16 protein-coding genes and 1 pseudogene are annotated in these 18,898 nt (G+C 70.0%); 11 read left to right on the forward strand and 6 right to left on the reverse strand.

What is annotated here, in order from left to right; genetic code table 11:
* The first annotated feature begins 274 nt into the window (after nt 1-274).
* The 3 genes from DSC45_RS01575 (at nt 275) to DSC45_RS01585 (ending at nt 2,226) form a co-directional block, all read left to right on the forward strand.
* Complete coding sequence (locus tag DSC45_RS01575; protein ID WP_119286294.1) at nt 275-1,264, forward strand: malate dehydrogenase; 990 nt, start codon at nt 275-277, stop codon at nt 1,262-1,264.
* A 150-nt stretch (nt 1,265-1,414) separates the two neighbouring features.
* The gene (locus tag DSC45_RS01580) at nt 1,415-1,660 is read left to right on the forward strand and encodes a helix-turn-helix transcriptional regulator (protein WP_119286296.1); all 246 of its coding nucleotides are present in this window, start codon (nt 1,415-1,417) and stop codon (nt 1,658-1,660) included.
* Nucleotides 1,657-2,226, forward strand: coding sequence for a hypothetical protein (locus DSC45_RS01585; protein ID WP_240434314.1), 570 nt, complete (start codon nt 1,657-1,659; stop codon nt 2,224-2,226). Before DSC45_RS01580 ends, DSC45_RS01585 begins: the two co-directional genes overlap by 4 nt.
* A gap of 21 nt (nt 2,227-2,247) precedes the next feature.
* Here the strand turns inward: DSC45_RS01585 and DSC45_RS01590 are convergent, their stop codons facing one another.
* A complete protein-coding gene (locus DSC45_RS01590) occupies nt 2,248-3,051 on the reverse strand; it encodes a LolA-like protein (RefSeq protein ID WP_162929084.1) in 804 nt (267 codons plus the stop codon).
* Between the two features lie 187 nt (nt 3,052-3,238).
* Between DSC45_RS01590 and DSC45_RS01595 the strand changes: the two genes are divergently transcribed.
* The 5 genes from DSC45_RS01595 (at nt 3,239) to DSC45_RS01615 (ending at nt 10,552) form a co-directional block, all read left to right on the forward strand.
* Nucleotides 3,239-4,744, forward strand: coding sequence for an aldehyde dehydrogenase family protein (locus tag DSC45_RS01595; RefSeq protein WP_119286299.1), 1,506 nt, complete (start codon nt 3,239-3,241; stop codon nt 4,742-4,744).
* 112 nt (nt 4,745-4,856) lie between these two features.
* A complete protein-coding gene (locus tag DSC45_RS01600; RefSeq protein WP_119286798.1) occupies nt 4,857-6,380 on the forward strand; it encodes a GMC family oxidoreductase in 1,524 nt (507 codons plus the stop codon).
* The gene (locus tag DSC45_RS01605) at nt 6,377-7,495 is read left to right on the forward strand and encodes a quaternary amine ABC transporter ATP-binding protein (protein WP_119286301.1); all 1,119 of its coding nucleotides are present in this window, start codon (nt 6,377-6,379) and stop codon (nt 7,493-7,495) included. Before DSC45_RS01600 ends, DSC45_RS01605 begins: the two co-directional genes overlap by 4 nt.
* Nucleotides 7,492-9,519 (forward strand): ABC transporter permease, encoded by a 2,028-nt coding sequence (locus tag DSC45_RS01610; RefSeq protein ID WP_119286303.1) that lies wholly within the window; start codon nt 7,492-7,494, stop codon nt 9,517-9,519. The genes DSC45_RS01605 and DSC45_RS01610 overlap by 4 nt, the downstream gene beginning before the upstream one ends.
* 73 nt (nt 9,520-9,592) lie before the next feature.
* The gene (locus DSC45_RS01615) at nt 9,593-10,552 is read left to right on the forward strand and encodes a glycine betaine ABC transporter substrate-binding protein (RefSeq protein WP_240434315.1); all 960 of its coding nucleotides are present in this window, start codon (nt 9,593-9,595) and stop codon (nt 10,550-10,552) included.
* Nucleotides 10,553-10,816: 264 nt separating this feature from the next.
* Here DSC45_RS01615 and DSC45_RS01620 read toward each other — a convergent pair whose 3' ends face one another.
* A complete protein-coding gene (locus DSC45_RS01620) occupies nt 10,817-10,993 on the reverse strand; it encodes a DUF397 domain-containing protein (RefSeq protein WP_119286305.1) in 177 nt (58 codons plus the stop codon).
* The gene (locus DSC45_RS01625; RefSeq protein WP_240434317.1) at nt 10,990-11,877 is read right to left on the reverse strand and encodes a helix-turn-helix domain-containing protein; all 888 of its coding nucleotides are present in this window, start codon (nt 11,875-11,877) and stop codon (nt 10,990-10,992) included. The genes DSC45_RS01620 and DSC45_RS01625 overlap by 4 nt, the downstream gene beginning before the upstream one ends.
* Nucleotides 11,878-12,109: 232 nt before the next feature.
* On the opposite strand from DSC45_RS01625, the pseudogene DSC45_RS36880 reads away from it, so the two are divergent.
* Nucleotides 12,110-12,478, forward strand: a pseudogene (locus tag DSC45_RS36880) (ATP-binding protein); the annotation flags it as partial.
* Nucleotides 12,479-12,525: 47 nt separating this feature from the next.
* Here DSC45_RS36880 and DSC45_RS01635 read toward each other — a convergent pair.
* Both DSC45_RS01635 and DSC45_RS01640 read right to left on the reverse strand, forming a co-directional pair.
* Nucleotides 12,526-14,268 (reverse strand): MFS transporter, encoded by a 1,743-nt coding sequence (locus tag DSC45_RS01635; RefSeq protein ID WP_119286307.1) that lies wholly within the window; start codon nt 14,266-14,268, stop codon nt 12,526-12,528.
* A gap of 1,056 nt (nt 14,269-15,324) precedes the next feature.
* Nucleotides 15,325-16,533: an MFS transporter gene (locus DSC45_RS01640; RefSeq protein ID WP_119286804.1), complete on the reverse strand. Its 1,209-nt coding sequence runs from the start codon at nt 16,531-16,533 to the stop codon at nt 15,325-15,327.
* A gap of 413 nt (nt 16,534-16,946) precedes the next feature.
* On the opposite strand from DSC45_RS01640, the gene DSC45_RS01650 reads away from it, so the two are divergent.
* A complete protein-coding gene (locus DSC45_RS01650) occupies nt 16,947-17,540 on the forward strand; it encodes a CGNR zinc finger domain-containing protein (RefSeq protein WP_119286310.1) in 594 nt (197 codons plus the stop codon).
* A gap of 10 nt (nt 17,541-17,550) precedes the next feature.
* The gene (locus DSC45_RS01655) at nt 17,551-18,171 is read left to right on the forward strand and encodes a hypothetical protein (protein WP_162929085.1); all 621 of its coding nucleotides are present in this window, start codon (nt 17,551-17,553) and stop codon (nt 18,169-18,171) included.
* Nucleotides 18,172-18,213: 42 nt separating this feature from the next.
* Here the strand turns inward: DSC45_RS01655 and DSC45_RS01660 are convergent, their stop codons facing one another.
* Complete coding sequence (locus tag DSC45_RS01660; protein WP_240434367.1) at nt 18,214-18,657, reverse strand: carboxymuconolactone decarboxylase family protein; 444 nt, start codon at nt 18,655-18,657, stop codon at nt 18,214-18,216.
* Nucleotides 18,658-18,898 lie beyond the last annotated feature (241 nt).

Here is an 18,898-nt window from a genome sequence, read left to right on the forward strand (position 1 = left end):
TCTCGCTTGTCCTCAATCGCCGGACGGGCTTCATGAAAGCCCGTCCGGCGTATTTCTCAGCCCGTCCGGCGATTGAGGACATCCTTTGAGCCCGTCCGGCGTTTGAGGACAAAGACAAAGGTCACCCAGGGCAGGGGCCGGGAAAAGACCCCACCCCCGGTCCGGCCCGAGGACCCGGTAGCCTGAGCCCAGGATCTCCCTTGACGTCAAGAGATCGATCATCCGCGGCGTCGCAGGGACCCCTCACCCGCCAGCTGTCTTAACGGAGATCGCCATGACCCGCACTCCCGTGAATGTCACCGTCACCGGCGCGGCCGGGCAGATCGGATACGCGCTGCTCTTCCGCATCGCGTCCGGTCACCTGCTCGGCCCCGATGTGCCGGTCAAGCTTCGTCTCCTCGAGATCACCCCGGCGCTCGGTGCGGCCGAGGGCACCGCCATGGAGCTCGACGACTGCGCCTTCCCGCTGCTGCAGGGCATCGAGATCTCGGACGACCCGAACGTCGCCTTCGACGGCGCCAACGTCGCGCTGCTCGTCGGCGCCCGCCCCCGTACCAAGGGCATGGAGCGCGGCGACCTGCTCGAGGCGAACGGCGGCATCTTCAAGCCGCAGGGCAAGGCCATCAACGACCACGCCGCGGACGACATCAAGGTCCTCGTCGTCGGCAACCCGGCCAACACCAACGCGCTCATCGCGCAGGCCGCCGCCCCGGACGTACCGGCCGAGCGCTTCACCGCGATGACCCGCCTCGACCACAACCGCGCGCTCACCCAGCTCGCGAAGAAGACCGGCTCCACGGTCTCCGACATCAAGCGGCTCACCATCTGGGGCAACCACTCGGCGACCCAGTACCCCGACATCTTCCACGCGGAGATCGCCGGCAAGAACGCCGCCGAGGTCGTGAACGACGAGCAGTGGCTGGGCGACACCTTCATCCCGACCGTCGCCAAGCGCGGTGCGGCCATCATCGAGGCCCGTGGCGCCTCCTCCGCCGCCTCCGCCGCGAACGCCGCGATCGACCACGTCCACACCTGGGTCAACGGCACCGCCGACGGCGACTGGACCTCGATGGGTATCCCGTCGGACGGTTCGTACGGTGTCCCCGAGGGCCTGATCTCCTCGTTCCCCGTCACCACCGAGGGCGGCCGGTACGAGATCGTCCAGGGCCTGGAGATCAACGACTTCTCCCGCACCCGCATCGACGCCTCCGTCAAGGAGCTCTCCGAGGAGCGCGACGCGGTCCGAGGCCTCGGCCTCCTCTGACCTCTCCGTCACACACCCCCGGCAGCCGTTTCGGCTGCCGGGGGTGTCGTGTTTTCCGGTGGGTGACGGGCGTGCGCCGTCACGGGGCGTCCGTGCGTATCCGCGGACGAGGTGTTGTGTATCTGCGAGGCAATGTAGTACTTCTTATACATGGGCGAGCAAGTGCACAACAGGATGTCGGTGGTGCGGGCCGAGAGAGGCGTGACCCGTCAGCAGCTGGCCGAGGCGGTGGGAGTCCACTACCAGACCATCGGCTACATCGAGCGGGGGCAGTACAACCCCAGCCTCGATCTGGCGCTCAAGGTCGCGGAGTTCTTCGGTCTGCCGGTGGAGGCGCTGTTCTCCCTCGAGCCGTTCCGGCCGCTCACGGACGAGGTCTACGGGAGGAAGTCATGACCAAGCGGAATCAGGGCCCGGTGGCGGCCGCGGCGGCGGCGCAGGGGCGGGCCGCCGGCGGCATGACGGCGTACGACCGCCGCATGTACGCACTGATGAACCGGAACGAGATGGCGTCGGTGCACGGCTCGGCCGCCCGGCGCCGCGCGGTCGTCATCGCTCATCTGGTCCTGACCGCGGCGATGGCCGGTGCGTTCGTCGTGTCGATGGCCATGGAGTCGCGGTGGGTCCTGGTGGCGCTGCTGGTCCTGCTGGTGCCCTGGTGTGTGGCTACCGGCATGATCAACTCGGCCACCCGGGGCCTGCTCGAACTGCGTGCGCGGGCCCTCGACGAGCGTCAACTCGCCGAGCGGGACCGGGCGATGGCCCGCGCCCACCGGCTGAGCACCGCGGTGGCCGGTGCGGCCTTCGTCGCGGCCGCAGCGGCGACACGGTTCGGTGACGTGGACGCCGGGGTGCTCCTGCTGCCCGCCCTCGGGCTCGTCCTCGTCGCGCACTGGCTCATGCCGCTGTGGGTGGCGGGGCTGAGCGTCGCCGACGAGCCGGTGGACGAGCTCGACACCTGATCGGACCCACCGGCGGGGTGATCAGGTGCGCTGCAGGTGGCGCCGTAGTTTCGCGATGTCGACGGTGTCGGCCGGGGCGGGGGTCTTCGTCGGGACCGGTTCGTCGTAGCCGGTGAAGGTGATGGTGCGGTCCGTGCCGTCGCCCTGCTCGGTGGCCTTCAGCGGGTACGGCTTGCCCTCGGTCGCCACGTACAGCGTCTTGTCCCGGCCGTGCTCGGTGCTGGTGAGGGGGATGGCCTTCTCGCCGTCCACCGTGCCGACGTCGCCCTTGGCCAGATCCTTCGCGCCGCCGGAGGCGTCCGAGTCGCCGGTGACCGCCCGGTCCTGGAGTTCGCCCAGGTCGCAGACGTCGGAGAGGCCCTCGAGGACGGGGTCCTCGGTGGTGCCGGAGATCCAGCGGTTCTTGAAGAGTTCCGCGGCCGCCGAGCCGTCCGCGCCCTTGGTCTGCGCTTTCCAGAATGGGGCGTCGGGTTTCAGCCACACCTTTTCGCCCTGTTTGACGATCTCGAACGAGCCCGCGTCGCCGCCCATTTCAGCCGATCCGGCACAGTTTCCGTCCCGGTCCAGAGTGAGGTCCATGGCGCGCGGACTCCGGTCGTCCGCGTCGGCGTCCGTGCCCTTCTCCTCCAGGGTGAGGTGGACGGAATCCGCGCCGGTCAGCGCCTTCCTCGCACGGTCGGAGATCTCCGCCGCGTCCAGGTCCGCGGTGCCGCCGTCGGCGGCGCTGGCGCCGTCCGCCACGCAGCCGGTGAGGCCGCCGAGGAGGGCGCCTGCACAGAGCGTGGCCGTCACGGCACCGAAACTGGCTCGCTTGCTCCTGGACATGGCGTCACCTCTCGGCCTGTCATAGCTCGCACAAGGGTACGTTTCGGATCTTTCGCCTGCACCCGGAGTGATGAGCAGCACTTTCGAACAGGGAACTGGCATGCTTTCCGACCCCCCGGGCAGGGGGCATCCGACCGCAGCAGTGACTCGCTGTGAACAAATCGGTAAACGGAAGGCGTAACGCGAAGTGTCCGCACAACACACCATCCACGTGGACGGAGAGTGGCGAACTGCCGCCTCCGGGGCCACGCGAGAGATCCTCGACCCGGCGGACGCCAAGCCGTTCGCCGTGGTGGCCGAGGGCGGGATGCAGGACGCGGACGACGCGATCGCCGCAGCCCGCGCCGCATTCGACCGCGGGGACTGGCCGGCCACCCCCGTCGCCGAGCGCGCCGCTCTGCTGCGCCGGGTCGCCGACCTCCTGGTCCGCGACCGCGAGAAGATCGGCCTCCTGGAGAGCCAGGACGCCGGCAAGACCCTCGAGGAGGGCCGCGTCGACGTCGACTGCGTCGCCGACGCCTTCCGTTACTTCGCCGACCTCGTCGTCGGTGAGGGCGCGGGCCGGGTCGTCGACGCCGGCACCGACACCGTGCACAGCGTCGTCGTGCACGAGCCGGTCGGCGTCTGCGCGATGATCACGCCCTGGAACTACCCGCTCCTGCAGGCGAGTTGGAAGGTCGCCCCGGCTCTCGCGGCCGGCAACACCTTCGTGATCAAGCCCAGCGAGGTCACCCCGCTCACCACCGTCGCGCTCGTCGAACTCCTGGTGGAGGCGGGCCTGCCGGCAGGCGTCGCGAACATCGTGACCGGCCCCGGCGACACCGTCGGCGCCCGCTTCGCCGACCATCCCGACGTCGACCTGATCTCCTTCACCGGTGGACTGGTCAGCGGCACCAAGGTCGCCCAGGCCGCGGCCGTGAGCGTCAAGAAGGTCGCCCTCGAACTCGGCGGCAAGAACCCCAACGTGGTCTTCGCCGATGCCTGCCTCACCGACGAGGACTTCGACACCGCCGTCGACCAGGCGCTGAACGCGGCGTTCATCCACAGCGGCCAGGTCTGCTCGGCCGGCGGCCGGCTCATCGTCGAGGAGTCGGTCCGCGACCGCTTCGTCACCGAACTCTCCCGCCGCGCGGCGAAGATCAAGCTCGGCCGCGGCACCGAGGACGGCGTCGAGTGCGGCCCCCTCGTCTCCGCCGCCCAACTCGCCAAGACCGAGGACTACGTGGCCTCCGCGCTCGCCGAGGGCGCCGTGCTGCGTTCCGGCGGCAAGCGTCCCGAACCCTCCGAAGTACGGCCCGCCGAGGGATACTTCTACGAGCCGACCGTGCTCGACGGGTGCCACCGCGAGATGCGCGTCGTGCGTGAGGAGGTGTTCGGACCGGTCCTCACCGTCGAGACCTTCCGCACCGAGGACGAGGCGGTCGCCCTCGCCAACGACACCGAGTACGGCCTCGCCGGCGGTGTATGGACCGCCGACGCCGGCCGTGCCCGCCGCGTCGCCGGGCGGCTGCGCCACGGGACCGTATGGATCAACGACTTCCACCCCTACCTGCCGCAGGCGGAATGGGGCGGCTTCGGCAAGTCGGGCGTCGGGCGCGAGCTCGGACCGGCCGGCCTCGCCGAGTACCGCGAGACCAAGCACGTCTACCAGAACCTCGCCCCCCGCCCCGTCCGGTGGTTCGCCGGCGAGTAGCACCACCCCGCGCCCGACCGCCCGACCGTCATTACGCGAAGCACCTTGCCTGCGACGTACGCGACGTACGAAGCGCGCACGAAGCACGAAGTACGAAGTGGAGAACCAGCACATGTCCCAGTACGACTACGTCGTCGTCGGCGGCGGCACCGCAGGCTCGGTGATCGCCTCCCGCCTCACCGAGAACCCGGACGTCACGGTCGCCGTCATCGAGGGTGGCCCCTCCGACGTGGACCGCCCCGACGTCCTCACCCTGCGCCGCTGGATGGGACTGCTCGGCGGGGACCTCGACTACGACTACCCGACCACCGAGCAGCCGCGCGGCAACAGCCACATCCGGCACAGCCGCGCCAAGGTGCTCGGCGGCTGCTCGTCCCACAACACCCTCATCGCCTTCAAGCCGCTGCCGTCCGACTGGGACGAGTGGGCCGCGAACGGCGCCGAGGGCTGGGACGCCGCCTCCATGGACCCGTACTTCGGCAAGCTACTCAACAACGTGGTACCCGTCGACGAGAAGGACCGCAACGCCATCGCCCGCGACTTCGTCGACGCGGCCCAGGCCGCGCTCGGCGTGCCCCGCGTCGAGGGCTTCAACAAGAAGCCCTTCGACGACGGCGTCGGCTTCTTCGACCTGGCCTACCACCCGGAGAACAACAAGCGCTCCTCCGCCTCCGTGGCCTACCTCCACCCGGTCATGGACGAGCGCCCCAACCTGCACATCCTCCTGGAGACCTGGGCGTACCGCCTGGAGCTCGAGGGCACCCACGCCCGCGGCGTGCACGTCCGCACCAAGGACGGCGCCGAGGAGTACATCGAGGCCACCCGCGAGGTCCTCGTCTGCGCCGGCGCCGTCGACACCCCGCGCCTGCTGATGCACTCCGGCATCGGGCCGCGCGGCGACCTGGAGGCGCTCGGCATACCCGTCGTGCACGACCTGCCCGGCGTCGGCGAGAACCTCCTCGACCACCCCGAGTCCGTGATCGTCTGGGAGACGAACGGACCCATCCCGGAGAACTCCGCGATGGACAGCGACGCGGGCCTTTTCGTGCGCCGCGACCCCGAACACCAGGGCCCCGACCTGATGTTCCACTTCTACCAGATCCCGTTCACCGACAACCCGGAGCGCCTCGGCTACCAGCGCCCCGAGCACGGTGTGTCGATGACGCCGAACATCCCGAAGCCCAAGAGCCGCGGCCGCGTCTACCTCACCAGCGCCGACCCCGAGGTCAAGCCCGCTCTCGACTTCCGGTACTTCACCGACGAGGACGACTACGACGGCCGCACCCTCGTCGACGGCATCAAGATCGCCCGCGAGGTCGCCAAGACCGAACCGCTCGCCAACTGGCTCAAGCGCGAGGTCGCCCCGGGCCCCGACGTCACCGACGACGAGGCCCTGAGCGAGTACGCGCGCAAGGTGGCCCACACCGTCTACCACCCCGCCGGCACCTGCCGAATGGGCTCTTCCACTGATGAACTTGCCGTAGTGGCCCCGGACTTGAAGATCCGAGGTCTCGACGGCATCCGAATCGCCGACGCATCCGTCTTCCCGACCATGCCCGCAGTGAACCCGATGATCGGGGTCCTGATGGTCGGCGAGAAATGCGCGGAACTGCTGACCGGGAGTGATGTCCGATGACCGCCACCGAAAAGACCCCGGCCCCGCCGGCCGACGCCGACTCCACCGAAGGGCCCGTCTTCACCGTCCGGGACCTGTGGAAGGTCTTCGGCCCGAAGGCCGACCGCATACCCGGCAACCCGGAGTACGCCGACCTCACCCCCGCGGAGCTGCGCGAGCGCACCGGCTGCACCGCCGCCGTCCGCGACGTCAGCTTCGACGTGCACCGCGGCGAGGTCTTCGTCGTCATGGGCCTGTCCGGCTCCGGCAAGTCGACCCTGGTCCGTACCCTCACCCGGCTCATCGAGCCGACCAGCGGTTCCATATCCATCGACGGTGAGGACGTCCTCGCCCTCGACAAGACCCGCCTGCGCGAACTGCGCCGCCACCGCGCCGCGATGGTCTTCCAGAACTTCGGTCTGCTGCCGCACCGCAGCGTCCTCGACAACGTCGCCTACGGCCTGGAGATCCAGGGCATGGGCAAGGCCGAACGCCGCGCCAAGGCCCGCGAGGTCGCCGCCCTGGTCGGCCTCGACGGCCTCGAGGAGCGCCGCCCGACCCAGCTCTCCGGCGGACAGCAGCAGCGCGTCGGCCTCGCCCGCGCCCTCGCCGTCGACCCCGAAGTACTCCTCTTCGACGAGCCGTTCAGCGCACTCGACCCGCTGATCCGCCGTGACATGCAGGAAGAGGTCATCCGCCTGCACAGCGAAGAGGGCCGCACCATGGTCTTCATCACCCACGACCTGTCCGAGGCCCTGCGGCTCGGCGACCGCATCATGCTGATGCGCGACGGCGCCATCGTGCAGCTCGGCACCCCCGAGGAGATCGTCGCCAACCCGGCCGACGACTACGTCCGCGACTTCGTCCGCGACGTCCCCCGCGAGCAGGTCATCTCGGTACGCCGCGCGATGCGCCCCGCCGACGGAGCCGAGGCCGAGTCCGGCGCGGCCATCGCCCCAGACACCCTGGTCGCCGACGCCATCGAGGCCGTCGCCCGCAGCGGCGAGCACTGCCGCGTCGTCGACGGCGGCCGCACCCTCGGTGTCGTCGACCACTCGCAGCTGCTCGCCGTGGTCGCGGGCATCTCCACCGACAACAACGGCGGGACCAGGGACAAGGAGGTGGCGGCCGTATGAGTGCCGCCCCGAGCCCGGTCCTCGACAAACCGAACCGCTCACCCGACCGCGGCCCCGGCCCCGCGAACGACGACGCGACACCGAGCCTGCCGGCCCGGCTGCTCGCCAGCCCGCGCGCCCTGGCCGTCGTCGTCGCCCTGCTCGTCGCCGTCGTCAGCGCCGCCGTCACCGGCACCGGCGTATGGCCCCACGACCTGACGTTCGACGCGCAGTCCCCGCTCGACGACCTCAACGCCTGGCTGGTCGACAACCGCACCACCCACCCGCTGTTCCTGTACTTCCTGCTGCACATCAGCAACACCGCGCAGAGCTCCGTGGACGCCGTGCTCAGCGGCCTCGAGGCCCTCGGCTTCATCGGCGTCACGGTCCTGGCCGTCGCCCTCGCCTGGTACGCGGGCGGGGCGGGCCTGCGCCGCCGGGCCCTGCGCACCGCCGGCACGGCCCTCGCCACCTTCGTGGCGATCGGCCTGCTCGGCATGTGGGAACCGGCCATGGAGACCCTCGCCCTGATGGTCATCTGTGTCCTGGTGGCCGCGCTCCTCGGCATGCTGCTCGGCCTCGCCGCCGGACTCTCCGACCGTGCGGAGCGTCTGCTGCGACCGGTGTTCGACACGATGCAGGTGCTTCCGGCGTTCGCGTATCTGCTGCCGTTCGTGCTGATCTTCGAGGTCGGCACGCCCGCGGCCCTGGTCACCACGGTCATCTACGCGTCACCGCCGATGGCCCGCCTCACCTCCCTCGGCCTGCGCGGCGCGGACGCCGCGGCCCTGGAGGCGTCGGCCTCGCTCGGTGCGAGCCCCTGGCAGCGACTGTGGACCGCGCGGCTTCCGCTGGCCCGCAAGCAGATGATGCTGGGTCTGAACCAGACGATCATGATGTGTCTGTCGATGGTCGTCCTCGCCTCGATGATCGGCGCCGGCGGCCTCGGCGACGCGATCTACACAGCCCTGTCGACGATCGACGTCGGCCTGGCCCTGGTGCCCGGCATCGCGATCGTCCTGATGGCGATCTGGCTGGACCGCACCACCTCGGCCGCCGGCGAGCGGCTCGACGACCCGGCGAGCGCGGGCGGTGACCGCAAGCCCTGGCTGCTGTGGGTGATCGTGCTCGGCAGCACGGCCGTCGCCACGGTCATCGGCGCCGCGCTCGGCCGCAAGGAGTGGCCCGAGGGCTGGGTCGTGCCCATCTCGGATCCGATCAATGCGGTCGTGGACTGGGTCGAGGAGAACCTGCGCTCCGGCGTGCCCGTCCTCGGAGGCACCAAGACCTGGGGCGAGGGCTTCGCCACGTACGTCATCAACCCGATCCGCGACGGTCTGCAGGCCACGCCGTGGTGGTCGCTGCTCCTGGTGGTCGCCGTCGTCGCGTACCTCGTCGGCCGCTGGCGCGCCGCGCTCGCCGCCGTTCTCGCGCTCGGTGTGATCGGGGCGATGGGGCTGTGGACCCGGTCCCTCGACACTCTGTCGCAGGTGATCGCGGGTCTCGTGGTGACGCTGATCCTGGGCTTCGCGATCGGTCTGCTCGCCGGGCGGGTGGACTCGGTGCAGCGGGCGATCCGGCCGGTCCTCGACACGATGCAGACGATCCCGCCGTTCATCTACCTCATCCCGATGATCGCCTTCCTCGACGGCGGCCGCCCGGCCGGTGTGGCAGCCGCTGTGCTCTACGCGCTGCCCGCGGTGGTGCGCATCACCGCGCAGGGGATCCGCACGACCGACCCGGCCGCCCTGGAGGCCTCCCGGTCCCTCGGTGCCAGTACGGGGCAGCAACTGCGCCAGGTCCAGGTCCCGTTGGCCCGCCCCGCGCTGCAACTCGCCGTGAACCAGGGGCTCGTCCTCGTCCTGGCCATGGTCGTGATCGGCGGCATGGTCGGCGGCGGCGCGCTCGGCTACGACGTGGTCAAGGGCCTGGCCAAGGGCGACCTCGGCCTCGGCATGACCGCCGGCATCGCCATCGTCTGCCTGGGCATCGTCCTCGACCGGATCTCCCAGCCGGGCAAGGACGTCAAGGAACGCAACCTGTAGCGGGCCCCGGCCTGCCGGGCCCGCACCCCGCTTTTCCGATCCAACTCACCATCCGAAGCAAGGGAACACTCTCGTGAAGCTCAACAAGCGGATACGTACTTCAGCCGTCGCCGGAATCGGCGCTCTTTCCATGGTGGCCCTCGCGGGCTGCGGCGCCGCGGACACCGGCTCCTCCAGCGGCTCGGACCAGGTCACGATCACCGTTCCGTCCTGGGTCGGCGCCCGCGCCAACGCCGAGGTCGCCAAGGTGATCATGGAGCAGGAGCTCGACGTCAAGGTCAAGGCCCAGACCATGGACGAGCCCCTCGCCTGGGACGCGCTGAACAACGGCAAGGCCGACGCGATCATGGAGGACTGGGACGGCCAGCCCGAGAAGCAGAAGCTGTACCTCGACCAGAAGAAGACCGTCGTGCCCGGCGGTGAGCTCGGCGTCGTCGGCCACATCGGCTGGTTCGTGCCGAAGTACTACGCCGACAAGCACCCCGAGGTGAAGACCTACGAGGGCCTCAACAAGCTCGCCAAGGACTTCAAGACCTCCGAGTCCGGCGGCAAGGGCGAGTTCCTGGGCGCCGCGCCCTCGTACACCTCGTACGACGAGCCACTGATCAAGAACCACAAGCTGAACTTCAAGGTCAAGGAGACGGGCAACGAGGCTGCCCAGCTCAAGGAGATCCAGCAGAAGTACAAGAACAAGGAACCGTTCATCACCTACTGGTGGGAGCCCCAGTGGCTGAACAATGACATCGACCTCGTCGAGGTGAAGCTGCCGGAGTACAAGGAAGGCTGCAACGAGCCCGCGGCGAAGACGGAGTGCGCGTACGCCAACACCCCGCTGAAGAAGTTCCTGAACAAGGACTTCGCGGAGGAGAACAGCGACGCGGCCAAGTTCATCAAGAACTTCAAGTGGACGACGGAGCAGCAGAACGAGGTCGCCAAGCTGATCGCCAAGGACAAGATGTCCGGCGAGGCCGCGGCCAAGAAGTGGGTCAAGGAGAACAAGGACACGTGGGAGGCCTGGCTCCCCAAGAAGTGACCTTGCGCTGAGCTGCTGCGGCAGCGTGTAGTCCGTCGGTGGGGCCGGCCCGGGATTCCGGGCCGGCCCCACCGGCTGTCCGCCGGTCGGTCGGCATCGTCGACCTGCGGTTCCGGGCCGATGGTGTGGCAACCCGTCGCTCACCGCGCTGTCCCTGCCCGTCGCGGCCGGGGCATCGCCGCACGGGCTGGGCGGATGCTGGGTAACCGGGCCTCGGGCGCCCCGGGTTGACCCGGATCCTGCTGGCGGCCGCCGAGGGCCGTTTCAGCTGCGCAGGTGGGGCAGCAAGGACTGCCAGGCGCTCGGGGCGAGCCGGATCGTTCCGGCGGCGGGGTTCTTGGAGTCGCGGACGGCGATGGTGTGGGGGATGTTGAGGGCTACCTCTACGCATTCGCCGCCGGACGAGCTGTGGCTGGACTTCACGAATTCGAACTCAGTCACCCGTGCATCTCTCTTCCGATGTTTTCGATCAACTTCGCGGAGTCGTGGGGCGCCAGACTGAGCCGTGCAGTGCGATCGAAGAAGGCGCAGTGGGTCGCACCTTCGGCCACGCTCTCCACCCATACCGTAGAGGCGATCGAGTCCACATGGACGACGTCGAGCGCCTGGTTGTCGGCGAACGAGATGATATTGAACGGCCCGGTGATGCACGGGTGGCCGCCGGCGCGGAACGGCAGCACCTGTACGTGGACGTTCGGCAGCTCCAACATCGCGCGCAAGTGATCCAGTTGGGCCCGCATCACATCGGGTCCACCGATCTGCTGGCGCAGGGCCGCTTCCCAGATCACCGCGTGCAGCAGCAGCGGTGTTTCGGCGTGGAGACGTTCCTGCCGCTTCATGCGTACGGAGACGATGCGCTCGATGTCGTCCGGGTCCTCCCACACGTCGTCGCTCACGGCGAGTGAGCGGGCGTAGTCGGCGGTCTGCAACAGGCCTGGGACAAGGGAGAGTTGCCAGGTGCGGACCCGGGTCGCCGCGTCCTCCATGGCGATGTACTCGGAGAGCGAGCCCGCGTCGAGGGACTGCTTCCACCAGCCTTTGGCCTTGCGGCGCTCGCGGTCGAGTTTCGCGATCCGCAGGAGGCCTTCGACCGTCGTCGGGTCCTCGACCTCGTAGAGCTTGCACAACGCTATGACGTCGGGGTCTCGGAAGGGGACCCAGCCGCGCTCCATCTTGGCCACCTTCGCCGCCGTTGCGCTGAGCGCAGCGGCCGCCTGCGGCTGTGTGAGCCCGGCGCGGTCACGGTGTCGCAGGAGTTCGCTGCCCAGCTTCCGGGCCAGGACGGTCGACGTCCGATTCCCCAACCCAGCCTGACTGGCTGCCACTTCGCACCACCTCCAGGGGCGCGACCAGTGTGCGCTCGATCAACTGGCCGTACAACTTCCGGAGATATATATCTCCGGAAGTTGTTGCGCGGAACGTGCCGGCGTCGCTACGGTCAGTATTCAACCGCTCGCCCTGCGAGGCCGGTTGGCGGAAGTGCACCGTCCTGCCTGCGCGGGTGCGGCAGAGCCACCGCCTCATTCGGCTCGCCCGCACAAGGAGGTGCGTGAGCACATGCCCGTACCGGCGCTCGTACTGCGCGACTCAGCCACATACCCACCTCAACTCGCGTCCGTCCCCCGCGCTCGCCGCCGTATCGCGCGGGTGGTCGGCGCATGGGACTGCGCCGAACTCGTCGCAGACGCCGCCCTGTTAGGGAGTGAGTTGGTCTCGAACGCGCTGCTGCACGGCTGTCTGCGCGATCGGCTGTTCCGCGTGGAGGTGGTGCGTACGGTCGTCGGCGTGCGGGTGTCCGTCACCGACCCCGTGGGGGAGCGGTGGCCGCAGCCCCGTACTGCTGACGCCGTGGAGCAGTTCGGGCGCGGCCTCGCGGTCGTGCAGGCCCTGGCGAGCCGTTGGGGCGTGCTCGCTCGTACCGTGGGGAAAACGGTGTGGGCAGACCTCGACGGGAGCGTCGGTGCGACGGATGCCTACGCCGGCACCTCGCGCCCACCCGGCAGCAGCAGGTCCATCTCCACCGCCGCGTCGCCCCCGCGATGCGCCGACGCCGACGCGAGCGGCGCATGCCCGGCGGCCGTCGCCGCGAGGATGTACGAGCCGTCGCAGGGCACGGAGAGCGCGTAACGCCCGCTCTCGTCCGTCAGCGCCGAACCCGCACGCCGTCCCCGGCCGTCGATCAGCGTGACCTTGGCCCGTGCGACCGGCGTCCCCGATGGGCTCAGCACCCGGCCGTGGAATCCGGCCGGCGCCTCCAGCGCCTGAGCCGCCGCCCGCAGGTTCGCGTCCTCCTCGCTGCTCGCGCGCAGCTGCGTCCTGGCCGAACGGCGGGCCGAGGGCAGGAACAGAGCGAAGACCAGGCCCACCGCGACCGCGCCCGTGGCGATCAGGAAGGACGTGCGGAAACCCGTCATCGTCGGGATCGCGACGCCGCCCACGTGATCCGCCGTACTGGCGAGGACCATGCCGATGACGGCGCTCGAGACCGACGTGCCGATCGACCGCATCAGGGTGTTCAGGCCGTTCGCCGCGCCCGTCTCGGAGGGGTCGACCGCGCCGATGATCAGTGCCGGGAGCGAGGAGTAGGCGAGGCCGATGCCCGCGCCGATCACGACCGCGATGATGATCGTCTGCCAGGCGGCGTTCATCAGGCCGAGGCCCGCGCCGTACCCGACCGCGATGATCAGCATGCCGAGGATCAGGGTCACCTTCGGGCCGTACTTCGCCGACAGGCGTGCGTACACCGGTGCCGTGAACATCATCGTCAGGCCGAGAGGCGCCACGCACAGGCCCGCGACGACCATGGACCGGCCGAGACCGTAGCCGGTCGCCTCGGGGAGCTGCAGCAGCTGCGGCAGTACGAGGGAGATCGCGTAGAACGCGACGCCGACCATGACCGAGGCGAGGTTGGTGAACAGGACGGCGGGGCGGGCCGTGGTGCGCAGGTCCACCAGTGGCGCCGCGAGGCGCAGCTCCATCACGCCCCAGAGGACCAGGACGAGCGCCGCCGCGCCGAACAGGCCGAGCGTCAGACCCGAGGTCCAGCCCCAGTCGCTGCCCTTGGTGATGGGCAGGAGGAAGAGAACGAGACCGGCGGACAGGCCCACGGCGCCGAGGAAGTCGAAGGTGCCCTGAGCCTTCACATGGCTCTCGGGCACGAAGAGAAGGGTCAGGAGCATGGATATGACGCCGAGACCCGCCGCGCCGAAGAACAGCATGTGCCAGTCGGCGTGCTGGACGGTCAGTGCCGCGAGCGGCAGGGCGAGGCCGCCGCCGACGCCGATGGACGAACTCATCAGGGCCATCGCGGAGCCGAGCTTTTCGCGGGGGAGGGTGTCGCGCATCAGGCCGATGCCGAGCGGGATGGCGCCCATCGCGAAGCCCTGGAGGGCGCGGCCGACGATCATCACGACGAGATCGTCGGAGAAACCGCAGATCAGAGAGCCCACGACCATCACGGCCAGGCTCGCGAGCAGCATGCGGCGTTTGCCGTAGAGGTCGCCGAGGCGGCCCATGATCGGGGTCGACACGGCGCCGGCGAGCAGGGTCGCCGTCATGACCCAGGTGGCGTTCGACGGCGTGGTGCTCAGCAGCGTCGGCAGGTCTTTGATGATCGGTACCAGGAGCGTCTGCATGACTGCGACGGTGATGCCGGCGAAGGCGAGTACGGGGACGACTCCGCGGGTTCCGCGTTGGAGGGTCGTCGACTGCGTCATTACGTGGGGCCTCCGGGGCGGTTCACAGGCCGGCGGCGGTGTGAGCCGGCAGGGGCGTGGGCCGGCAGGAGGGTGCGCCCGCCGGGATACGTGCAGAAGGAACCTGTTTCCCCGGGCGACTATTCCGACGGATGCGCCAGCTGGGCAAATCCTTACCTGTTGTTAACCGTTCGGTTGGGAGGGGGCGGGAGAGGCGGAGGAGGAGGGGGGACGGGGAGGGGAGTGGGAGTGGGGGAGTGGGAGTGGGGGAGTGGGAGTGGTGCGTGGACCGCGGTCAGGTGCGGCAGCCCGGTCGGGTGCGGGCTCCGGTCGGGTGCGGGGCGGCAGGTCGAGTGGCGGGTGCCGGGCACAGGTCACGTGCCCGGCGGCCCCTATGGGGCGATCGTGGCGAGGTCGGCGGCGTCGGCCGCGAACTCGGTTGTGCGGGGTCCGGCGGGTGTATTGGGCCCGGCGGGTGTACTTGTTCTGACAGGTGTACTGGGCCCGGCGGGATTCGTGGTCCGCGGGATGCGGCATGACGACCACCACGCTCTCGTTGTCGTCGCGGTCGTCGCGGTCGTCGCGGTCGTCGCGGTAGTCGCCGGTGAACCGGCCGCCGCGGGCGCCCCGCCCGTCGCGGAATCCGCGGCAGCTCCAGCCCGGCTCGACGACCTCTGCGGGTCGTCGAGCAGCGCACTCCAGAGGCCGGCTGTCCGCTCCATGTCGATGCAGGTGCCGCTGTCGCTTCCTTCACTTGCTGCGGTCGGTGGTCACTCCGAACCGGCGCTGCGTCGTGTTCGTCCGTACTCCGGTTCCGGGGACGCGTGGACCGGCAGGCCGGCGGGCCGGCCCGAGTGGTCCGGCTTGCTTCCTGGTTCAAGACCCGGCCTGACGCCTCGCTAGTGAGCGTCGGCCCGGGCGGGGCTGAAGATCGCGTCGAGGGCCTTCGGTGTCAGCGTCCGCAGGAACGGTACGAAGAGCAGCGCGATCGGTGGCGCGAACAGGGCCAATGCCACTGGCGGGCCGGTCCGAGTGGTCCGGCTTGCTTCCTGGTTCAAGACCCGGCCTGACGCTTCGCTAGTGAGGGTCGGCCCGGGCGGGGCTGAAGATCGCGTCGAGGGCCTTCGGTGTCAGCGTCCGCAGGAACGGTACGAAGAGCAGCGCGATCGGCGGCGCGAACAGGGCCAACGCCACTGCCGGGCCGACCAGTTCGGCCACTGAGCCGGCCACCGCCGCACCGACCGGAACCGCGCCCAGTGAGAACACCCGCGCCGAAGCGCTGAACCGTCCGCGCATCTCCGCAGGCACCAAGTACTGGCTGATCGTACGGGCGTTGACATTCCACAGGATCCCGCCGAAACCGCCCGCGAACGCCGCCGCGCCGATCACCCACACCTGATCCGTCAGGAACGGCGCCGCCATCATCACCATCGTCCCCACCAGATCGCCGAACATCACCCACCGCCGGCCCACGCGCCGATTCAGCCACGAGACGCTGCCCGCGGCGGCGAGTCCGCCGACGCCGAGCATGCTGAGCAGGATGCCGTACTCCTGCGAGTCGAGCCGCAGTTCGTGAACGGCGATGTGCGGCATGAGCGCAAGCCAGGCGCCCCAGGACGCGCAGAGCAGCGTGAGCACGGCGGACGTCAGTCTCAACACCCGCTGCTGCCACAGGAATTGCAGGCCTTCGGCGATCTGCCGGCGCACCGCGACCTGTTCCGGACGGCTCTCGGCCGGCCGCCTGCCGCGTATCGTGCCAGCCAGGAACAGCACGGTCAGCGCGGCGAACGCATAGGCGGCCCCGGTGGTCCCGACCGCGATGCTCGTGCCCGCCGCCAGGAGCAGCCCGCCGACGACCGGGCCGCAGAACTCCTGCGCGACCGTCTCGATGCCGGCCACCCAGGCATTGGTCGACTCCCATTCCGACTTGGGGAGTACGGACGGGATGAGGGCGCTGATCGCGGTAGCCGCCACCACGTCGGCGATGCCGAGCACGAAGCCGAGCGCGTACAGCGCCGGCAGGGTCGCGCTCCCGCTCAGGGCGTATGCGAGGAGTACGGCCATCGCGCCGATCCGCACGACGTTCGAGGCGAACAGCAGGGAGCGTCGGTCGCGACGGTCGACCAGCACGCCGATGTGGAACGAGAGCAGCAGCGTCGGCAGCATCAGCATCACCGACAGGGTGCTGAGCGCCATGGGGGAGGAGCTGAGGCTCGCGCCCATCAGGGGAAGCAGCACCTTGAGTACGCCGTCGGCCAGGTTCGTCACGGCGGTGAAGAGCAGGATCGCGGGGCGGGTGGAGCGGGGTGGCTGGGGCGCGTTGGGTGCGTGTGGCGGGTGATTTGGGGCGGGTGCGGGTGCGGGTGCGGGTGCGGGTGCGGGTGCGGGGTCGGGGGTGCGGGGTGGGGTTTGCGGTGCCGGTGCCGGTGCCGGCACCGCTGTCGGTGTCGGTGTCGGTGCTGTGTGTCGGGGGCGGGTGGTGGTTGTCGTTCCGTGGGTCTCGCGGTTGTGGCTGCTCACGGCCCGCCCTCCGAGCGTTGCTAACCGGCTAAATGCTTTTGCTGGTGAGTCGTGTGCTGCCGAGTCTGGCACAGGGGCGGCTACCTGGCTACCGGCAAAACCGATAGCCGGTTAGGTCGGTGTACCGTGGAAGCCCGGCCGCGGACCGCGGACCGGCGCTACGAGGAGGTGGCTCGCCGATGCTCGAGGCTCCGGCGCCGGCCCGGCTGGTCGAGGACTTCGCCAACACCGTCGATGTCGAACTCGGCACCGACGACCTGGCGGAAATCGCCGACCTCGCCCCATGGCTGCGGTCCCACGGACTGCTCGACCGGGCCCGCCGCGTCACCGCCGCCGACCACGCCCTGGCCCTGGGCCTGCGGACCGGGATCCGCGAGGAACTGGGCGTCCACGTAGGGGACGACGCGGACCCGGACCTTGTCGACGGGGCCGCTCGCTCGCTGCGCGAACTTCCCGTGCTGATCAGGGTGGGTGCGGGGGGAGAGGGCGCCGCGGGTGGCGTGCTCGCCCCTGCCCCGGAGCTGCCGCCGGTCCGGCAAGCACTGGCCCGTATCGCCATCGCCTGGAGCGAACTCGCCGTCACGGGCGAGGCCTCCCGGCTCAAACGGTGCGCCGAGCACTCCTGCGCCTTGGTCTTCTGGGACACCTCGAAGAACCGCAGCCGCCGCTGGTGCTCCATGCGAGTCTGCGGAAACCGCGCCAAGTCCCGCCGCTATACGGCGAAGCGCACGCGTGGGGCAGAATCCAGCGGGGGCGAATCGGCGGCCCCGTAAGGGGGGCGTGATGAGCATGGGCGGGCGAGAGAAGGGTGCGCGGGGCGGCACCGCAGGCAGGGGCGGGCGCATACCGCTGGTGCGGCGTGTTCTCGCCGTTGTCGTGTTCACGGTGGTGTACTTCGGTCTGGCCCTGGTCATTCAGTTCGTACTGCCGTCGGGGAACCGGGACTTGGAGAGGTCGATCACCTTCGCACTCAGTATGGGGACCGCGGCCGGGATCTCCATACCGGGCTGGAGCGACCCCGAACTCACCCGGCGTGTCAGGGAAAAGCTGCCCACCGGGGAGACCGTGACCCTCGTCCTGCCCGTCCGCCGTCTTTCGGGGCGCCGACCCCACTGGTTCGTACCCGACAGTCGCGTCCTCGTGCTCACCGGCACCCAATTCCTCGCCTACGCCCGGAACCGTCTCACCGGCAGCCCGACCCGTCGGCTCTGGCAGTACAGCCTCGCCGACCCCACGGCCACGGTCGCCCTCTCCACCGACCGCAAACGCCTCACTGTCACGACGGCCGCCACGCCGGAAGCCACCGGCGCCGCCGCCGTCGAGGACTTCTACATACAGCTCGGACAACGCAAGCCCGCGGCTCACTTCGTCACGCTCTCCCAACGAGGCGCCACCACACAGTGAGCCCGCGCCGTCCTCAGGGGCAGGACCCGTCCGCGGCGATACTCACCACGGCTTGCCGCCCGGCGGGATGCGGCGGGCGACCATCAGGCGGTTCCACGTGTTGATGACCGTGATCACTGCGATCAGGCCGGCCAGCTCGGCCTCGTCGAAGTGCTCCGCCGCCTCCTCGTACACCGCGTCCGGTACGTAGCCCTCCGTGAGGACGGTGACCGACTCGGCGAGGGCGAGCGCGGCGCGCTCCCGAGCGGTGTAGAGGCCCTCGGCCTCGGCCCAGGAGGCGAGCAGGTCCAGGCGCTGCCCGCTCTCGCCGCCTGAGCGGGCCAGAGCGAGGTGCATGTCGAGACAGAACGCGCAACGGTTGATCTGCGAGGCGCGAATCATCACCAACTCGGCGAGCGCGGGATCTCCGAGTGCGCGCTTGGCCGCTCCGCCCGCCGCCCGCAGCGCCTCCGCGACTCCGGCGGGCAGCCGGTTCGTGCGCACCACGGACGGCGAACCTCCCTTGGGTGCGGGTGCGGGTGCGGATGCGTTGTGCCTGCCGGCGGTCGTCGCCGTACTCACGTCGGTAGCCCCTCCCGTGCGGATCTGTTCTGAGCTGCGTGCGATGCCTCGCGGCATGCGGTGGTGTGCTGCACGACCGGCGGTGGTGTGCCGCGCGGCGTGCGGTGGCGTGCTGCCCGACCGGCGGTGCCGCGACGGGCTCCGGCGGGTCGCGCCGTGTTCCGCC

Source organism: Streptomyces sp. YIM 130001 (assembly GCF_003574445.1).
GTDB lineage: Bacteria > Actinomycetota > Actinomycetes > Streptomycetales > Streptomycetaceae > Streptomyces.